This window comes from Streptomyces viridochromogenes DSM 40736, from assembly GCF_000158955.1.
GTDB lineage: Bacteria > Actinomycetota > Actinomycetes > Streptomycetales > Streptomycetaceae > Streptomyces > Streptomyces venetus.
This window is the reverse complement of sequence record NZ_GG657757.1, coordinates 4,148,856-4,155,119: the sequence shown is the minus strand read 5'-3', so window position 1 is coordinate 4,155,119 and position 6,264 is coordinate 4,148,856. Positions and strand designations below refer to the sequence as shown.

General features: G+C 70.3%; 5 protein-coding genes, 1 rRNA gene and 1 other annotated feature. Of the genes, 2 read left to right on the top strand and 4 right to left on the bottom strand.

Annotation, left to right across the window (positions count from 1 at the left end):
* Positions 1–264: a sequence feature (23S ribosomal RNA rRNA prediction is too short), on the top strand.
* Positions 265–362: 98 nt separating this feature from the next.
* Positions 363–479, top strand: a 5S ribosomal RNA gene (gene rrf / locus SSQG_RS18235).
* A gap of 49 nt (positions 480–528) precedes the next feature.
* Here rrf and SSQG_RS18230 read toward each other — a convergent pair.
* Complete coding sequence (locus tag SSQG_RS18230) at positions 529–1,200, bottom strand: response regulator (protein ID WP_003991283.1); 672 nt, start codon at positions 1,198–1,200, stop codon at positions 529–531.
* Positions 1,197–2,441 carry a sensor histidine kinase gene (locus SSQG_RS18225; RefSeq protein WP_003991282.1) on the bottom strand — a complete coding sequence of 415 codons (1,245 nt, stop codon included), beginning with the start codon at positions 2,439–2,441 and terminating at the stop codon, positions 1,197–1,199. Before SSQG_RS18225 ends, SSQG_RS18230 begins: the two co-directional genes overlap by 4 nt.
* 153 nt (positions 2,442–2,594) lie before the next feature.
* Between SSQG_RS18225 and SSQG_RS18220 the strand changes: the two genes are divergently transcribed.
* Positions 2,595–3,137: a GNAT family N-acetyltransferase gene (locus SSQG_RS18220; RefSeq protein WP_003991281.1), complete on the top strand. Its 543-nt coding sequence runs from the start codon at positions 2,595–2,597 to the stop codon at positions 3,135–3,137.
* Between the two features lie 22 nt (positions 3,138–3,159).
* On the opposite strand, the gene SSQG_RS18215 is transcribed toward SSQG_RS18220, so the two are convergent.
* Both SSQG_RS18215 and SSQG_RS18210 read right to left on the bottom strand, forming a co-directional pair.
* On the bottom strand, positions 3,160–4,839 hold the full coding sequence (locus SSQG_RS18215; RefSeq protein WP_039933035.1) for a type IV secretory system conjugative DNA transfer family protein: 1,680 nt from the start codon (positions 4,837–4,839) through the stop codon (positions 3,160–3,162).
* 10 nt (positions 4,840–4,849) lie between these two features.
* Positions 4,850–6,259 (bottom strand): ATP-binding protein, encoded by a 1,410-nt coding sequence (locus tag SSQG_RS18210; protein ID WP_003991279.1) that lies wholly within the window; start codon positions 6,257–6,259, stop codon positions 4,850–4,852.
* Positions 6,260–6,264 lie beyond the last annotated feature (5 nt).

Below are 6,264 nucleotides of genomic sequence, written 5' to 3'. Positions count from 1 at the left end.
GTAGGAATATTTGAGAAAGGGCTGTCCCTAGTACGAGAGGACCGGGACGGACGAACCTCTGGTGTGCCAGTTGTTCTGCCAAGGGCATGGCTGGTTGGCTACGTTCGGGAGGGATAACCGCTGAAAGCATCTAAGCGGGAAGCCTGCTTCGAGATGAGTATTCCCACCTCCTTGAGAGGGTAAGGCTCCCAGTAGACGACTGGGTTGATAGGCCGGATATGGAAGCACGGTAACGTGTGGAGTTGACCGGTACTAATAGGCCGAGGGCTTGTCCTCAGTTGCTCGCGTCCACTGTGTTGGTTCTGAAACCACGAACGGCCCCACGCTGCCACGCGTGGTGCGGCTGAACAGTTTCATAGTGTTTCGGTGGTTATAGCGTAGGGGAAACGCCCGGTTACATTCCGAACCCGGAAGCTAAGCCTTACAGCGCCGATGGTACTGCAGGGGGGACCCTGTGGGAGAGTAGGACGCCGCCGAACAATTATTGGGAAAACCCCCGCACCTTACGGTGCGGGGGTTTTCTGCGTTCTACGTCGGCTCCACCAGTTTCGTGTCGTACGCCAGGATGACCGCCTGAATGCGGTCGCGGGAACCGGTCTTGGCCAGGATGCGGCCCACGTGGGTCTTCACCGTCGACTCGGCCAGGTGAAAACGTGTGGCTATCTCCGTGTTCGTCCAGCCCCTGCCGATGACGGTGAGGATCTCGCGTTCCCGGTCGGTGAGGGAAGCGAGGCGCGGGTCCTCCTGGGGCGGGGTTTCCGCGGCCGAGTCGGTCGGCAGGTGGTGGACGTAGGCGTCGAGGAGCCGGCGGGTCAGGCTGGGGGCGACGACCGCGTCGCCGGTGGCCACCGCGCGGATGCCGGAGAGGAGTTCCTCCGGCTGGGCGTCCTTCACGAGGAAGCCGGAGGCGCCCGCCCGGAGGCCGGCGTAGGCGTACTCGTCCAGGTCGAAGGTCGTGACGATCAGGATGCGGGTGCGGTCACCGGCCGCGGTGATGCGGCGCGTCGCCTCGATGCCGTCCAGGCCGGGCATGCGGATGTCCATGAGGACGACGTCGGGGTGGAGCTCCGCCGCCAACCGGACCGCTTCACTGCCGTTCGCCGCCTCGCCCACGACCGTCATGTCGTCCTGACTCTCGAGGAGCATGCGGGAACCGAAGCGCTGCAGGGGCTGGTCGTCGGCGATCAGGACCGTGGTCACTGCGGGTTTTCCTCCGGGAGGTGTAGGCGGACACACCAGCCCTGCTCCGGGTGCGGGCGGGCGCCGGCCTCAAGTGTGCCGCCGTACAGGGCGGTTCGCTCGCGCATTCCGGGGAGTCCACGACCGCCTCGGGCCGTTCCCTCGGGGCGGCTGCCACTGCCGGTGTCCGTGATCGTCGCGGTGACGGCCCCCTTGTCCTCGTAGGACAGCTCTATCTCCGCGGTGGCGTCCGGGCCGCCGTGTTTGAGGGTGTTGGTGAGGGCTTCCTGGACGACGCGGTAGACGGCGAGCTGGCGGCCCGGGGAAAGGGTGGGGGTGCCGTGGACGGTGGTGTGGACGGGGAGGCCGGCGGAGCGCACACCGTCGAGGAGGGGGCCGAGGTCGGTGAGGCCGGGCTGGGGGGACCGCGCGGCCTGGTCCTGCTCCTCCTCCCGCATGACGTCCAGGAGGCGGCGGAGTTCCGTGAGCGCCTGGCGGCTGGTGGTGGCGATGGCGTCGAGGGCCTGGGCGGCGCGTTCCGGGGACTTGCCGGCCGCGTACCTGCCGCCGTCGGCGAGGCCTGTGATGACGGAGAGGTTGTGACCGATGATGTCGTGCATCTCGCGGGCGATGCGGGCGCGTTCCGCGGCGGTCGCGAGCTGGGCCTGCTGGTCGCGTTCGATCTCCAGGCGGCGGGCGCGGTCCTCCAGGGCCTCGGTGTAGTTGCGGCGGGTGCGGACCGTCACGCCGATGAGGACGGCCACGGTGACGGACATGAGCTGCGAGCCGATCTGCTGGTCCCAGGTGCCCTCCCCGTGGCGGGTGATCGACACGAGGACCGGGGCGATCACCAGGGCCGTCGCCCACCACAGGTTGCGCAGTGGGCGGCGCAGGGCGAGGTGGTAGACGGGGACCAGCTGGAGCAGGGATGCCTGGAGGGCGGCGCCGGTCCACGCGTTGACGAGGGCGAAGGGCGCCATGGCGGCGAGGACGGCCGCGGGGTGGGTGCGCCGCCGGAGCAGGGGGACCGAGAGGCCGAGGCTCAGGGTGAGCAGGAGCCAGCCGGGGACATCCAGGTTGTGGGCGTTGTGCCGCCAGCCGCCGCCGGCGTAGTCGATCAGGGCGGCCGTCACCCAGAAGCCGGCGAACTGCAGGTCCCACAGCAGCGGGTGGCGTCGGTCGAAGGCGCGTACGCGGCTCGTGAGGCGGTGGGCGTACTCGGTGAGGGGCTCCGGTGCCCTGGCTTCCGTCACGGGGTCCATCGTGCTGGGTGCAGCGTCCGGCCGCCGAGGCGTTGGGTGAGTTCGTGTGCCGTCAGCATGCTTCGATGCTCGTGCGTGCGGGGGCCGCGGGCGTCGGACCGGTGGCGGTAATCGGGGTGAGGGGCGTCGTACCCGGGTACTACCGTGGCCCGCATGAGCTATGTGATCCGGTCCGTCCGTGCAGATGAGTGGGCCGCGGCGAAAGAGCTGCGGCTCGCGGCGCTGCGGGACCCGGTGGCGCACCTGGCCTTCCTGGAGACGTACGAGGAGGCCGTGACTCAGCCGGACTCCTTCTGGCAGGAGCGGACGGCCGGTGCCGCCGAAGGGATGGACGCGAGGCAGCAGATCATCGCCGAGGGGCCGGACGGGCAGTGGGTCGGGACGCTGACGGTGCTCGTGGAGGAGCCCGGGACGACGGACTGGGCCGGGTTTCCGGTGGAGCGGAAGCAGGGGCACCTGGTCGGCGTGTTCGTACGGCCCGAGGAGCGCGGGAGCGGGCTGACCGAGGTGCTGTTCGACGCGGCTCTGGAGTGGTCGTGGGGGCAGGGTCTCGAGCGGGTGCGGCTCATCGTGCACGAGGAGAACGGGCGGGCCCAGCGGTTCTATCGCCGGGTGGGGTTCGTGCCCAGTGGGGTGACCGTGCCGCTCGGGGAGTCGGGGGAGCGGGAGCTGGAGTTCGTGCTCGAGCGGGAGTGACGGGGCGGGCGGGCGACGGGTCCTAGGCGGGCAGCTCGTCGTGCGGCCAGCGGGCTCGGCCCTGTTCGCGGGACCGGAGCAGGGCCAGGGTCGGCATGCCCCGGTCCGCTCCCGTGGCCAGGAGTTGCGGGAGCTGGGGGAGCGGGGCCACGGCCGCGACGTCGTCGAGGACGAGCGTCAGTGGTGGGTCGAGGCGACCGGAGGATGACCGTTCGGCCATGCGCCGGCCACGCTCGACCACGCTGGAGACGAGGGCCGTCAGGAGGGGCATCGCGCCCGGATTGGTCCTGGGGTCCTCGATGGACTCCCCCACGACATAAAGCGTGCCCCCTTCGTGGACGAAGGAATCCAAGGTGAGGGCATCAGTTCGGTTGGGAGTGCAGGCCTCGCGGATGTTGACCGTGGAGAGGGCCGCGAGGGCACGGGTCGTCAGCTGCTGGGCCATGTCGCGGCGTTCGGGGTGAGCGGTGAGGGCGCCCTCGAGTTCGCCGGCCGCGCCGGGGGCGGCCTTGGGGTTCGTACGGAGGGTGCGTACGGCGTCCTGGATCTGGGTGCCCTGGGCCCAGCGGTGGACGTGGCGGATGGTGCGGCCGTCGATGGCGGCGGCGTGCAGGTAGCTCCGCAGGAGTGTCTCGGCCGTGTCGCCGAGGGCCTGGTCGAGTTTGGCGGTGGGGCGGACGGGGGCGAGGACGGCGGTGGCCCTTGCCCGTGCTGTGTCCTTGTCCTCGCAGCCGGCTGTGGGGGACCAGTGCAGGCGGGACGGGGTGTCGCAGAGGTGGGTGGGGTCGAAGAGGAGGGTGGGGCCCAGTTTGGCTCTGGCGTCTTTCGTGTCGTGCCAGAGGGCTGGGTTCGAGGTGACGACGAGGGCGGGGCCTTCCGCGTCGCGTACCGCCTGGGTCGCGGTGGTGTGGCGGGTTTCCCTCGGGGCTACGAGGACCTTTTCCCACCCGCCCACCCGTTCCTGGGCGAACAGAGATGCCGGGGTCGCGGGGGCCGTTGGCGGGGGTGTGGTGGTGGTTCCCGGGTGCGGGGGGTGGGCGGGGTCTGCCGCCGGGTGGGGGAAACCGGCCGGGCTCGCCGTCGGGTCCAGGGGGCTCGTGGGGTCGGAGGGCGAGCGTCGGGGCGTCGGGACCTCGTGCTGCGCCACCGGAGACACGGGCGCTTGTACCGGTGCCTCGTGCTGCGTCGGCGCCGGTACCTCGTGCTGCGCCGGTGCCCGTACCTCGTGCTGCGCCGGTGCCGGTACCTCGTGCCGTGCCGGCCCCGGAACCTCGTGCGCGGCCCGGGCCGTTGGCGCCGGCCGTTTCTCCGCCGCCAGGATCCGCTCCTCCCGGCGCCTCGCCCGGACCGCCTTCCAGCGGGCCAGTGTGCCCATCACGAACACCGTCAGGACGACCAGGATCATCAGCTGGCCGATGAACAGGCCCCAGAACAGGCCGTAGCCGGAGAGTTCGCCGGGGAGTGTGTCCGGCCAGGCGCCGGGGATGTCGTGGGGGCTCGCGATGAGGCCGCGCATGGCGAGGGGCGTGCGCGCGAAGGTGACGCCGGACGGCCAGGCGCCGTGGGCGAACCAGGCGGCGAGGCCGGTGGCCGTCCACACCATCAGGGTCATGCCGAGGAGGAACGCGAGTACGCCGACCAGCAGGCCGTCGGGGATGCCTCTCTGGTGGTCGCGCTGGGGGCGACGGTCGTCCGGTCTCACGCGTTCTCCCCTACGCCACCGTCGATTCGGAGTCGCCCAGGTGGTGCTCCACGAAGGCCGCCGCTCGTTCCTCCGCCTCGAGTTCGGCGGCGCGCAGGGCGTCGTCGTTCAGGTCGGTGGAGGACTCGGTCATCGCGCGGTCGGTGAAGACCAGTGGGCGTTCGGTCTCCGTGACCAGGTGTTTGACGACCTGGACGTTGCCGTTGACATCCCATACGGCGATGCCGGGGGTGAGCGTCGGGATGATTTCGACCGCCCAGCGGGGCAGGCCGAGGACACGGCCGGTCGCGCGTGCCTCATCCGCTTTCTGGGCGTAGATCGTCCTCGTCGAGGCCATCTTCAGGATCGCCGCGGCCTCCTTCGCCGCCGCGCCGTCGACGACGTCGGAGAGGTGGTGGACGACCGCCACGAAGGACAGTCCCAGGCGTCGGCCGAACTTCAGCAGGCGCTGGAAGAGCTGGGCGACGAAGGGGCTGTTGATGATGTGCCAGGCCTCCTCGACCAGGAAGATGCGCTTCTTCCGGTCGGGGCGGATCCAGGTGTGCTCCAGCCACACGCCGACGATCGCCATGAGGATGGGCATGGCGATGGAGTTGCGGTCGATGTGGGACAGGTCGAAGACGATGAGCGGGGCGTCCAGGTCGATGCCGACCGTGGTGGGGCCGTCGAACATGCCGCGCAGGTCACCGTCGACGAGGCGGTCCAGGACCAGTGCCACGTCCAGGCCCCAGGCCCGTACGTCGTCTATGGCGACGTTCATCGCCTCGGCCGACTCGGGTTCGGGGTGGCGCAGCTGCTCGACGATGTCGGTGAGGACCGGCTGGCGGTCGACGATGGTCTCGTTGACGTAGGCGTGCGCGACCTTCAGGGCGAAGCCGGAGCGCTCGTCCAGGCCGTGGCCCATGGCGACCTCGATGATCGTGCGGAGCAGCGCCAGCTGGCCCGTGGTGGTGATCGCGGGGTCGAGCGGGTTGAGGCGGATCCCCATGTCCAGGGCCGCCGTCGGGTCCAGGCGGATGGGAGTTATCCCCAGCTCCTCGGCGATGAGGTTCCACTCGCCGACGCCGTCCTCGCCCTGGGCGTCCAGGACGACGACCTGGCGGTCGCGGAAGCGGAGCTGGCGCAGGACGTACGTCTTCTCCAGCGCCGACTTGCCGTTGCCGGACTCGCCGAGGACCAGCCAGTGGGGGGCGGGGAGCTGCTGGCCGTACAGCTGGAAGGGGTCGTAGATGTAGCCCTTTCCGGAGTACACCTCGCGGCCGATGATGACGCCGGAGTCGCCGAGGCCCGGGGCGGCGGTCGGCAGGTACACCGCCTGGGCCTGGCCCGTGGACGTGCGCACCGGGAGCCTGGTCGTCTCGACCTTCCCGAAGAGGAAGGAGGTGAAGGCGTCGGTGAGGACGGACAGCGGGTCCCGCATCTGGT

Excerpts from the sequence above, each read along its gene's own strand:
- SSQG_RS18225 (WP_003991282.1), bottom strand. The coding sequence starts at position 2,441 with ATGGACCCCGTGACGGAAGCCAGGGCACCGGAGCCCCTCACCGAGTAC.
- SSQG_RS18220 (WP_003991281.1), top strand. The coding sequence starts at position 2,595 with ATGAGCTATGTGATCCGGTCCGTCCGTGCAGATGAGTGGGCCGCGGCG.
- SSQG_RS18210 (WP_003991279.1), bottom strand. The coding sequence starts at position 6,259 with ATGCGGGACCCGCTGTCCGTCCTCACCGACGCCTTCACCTCCTTCCTC.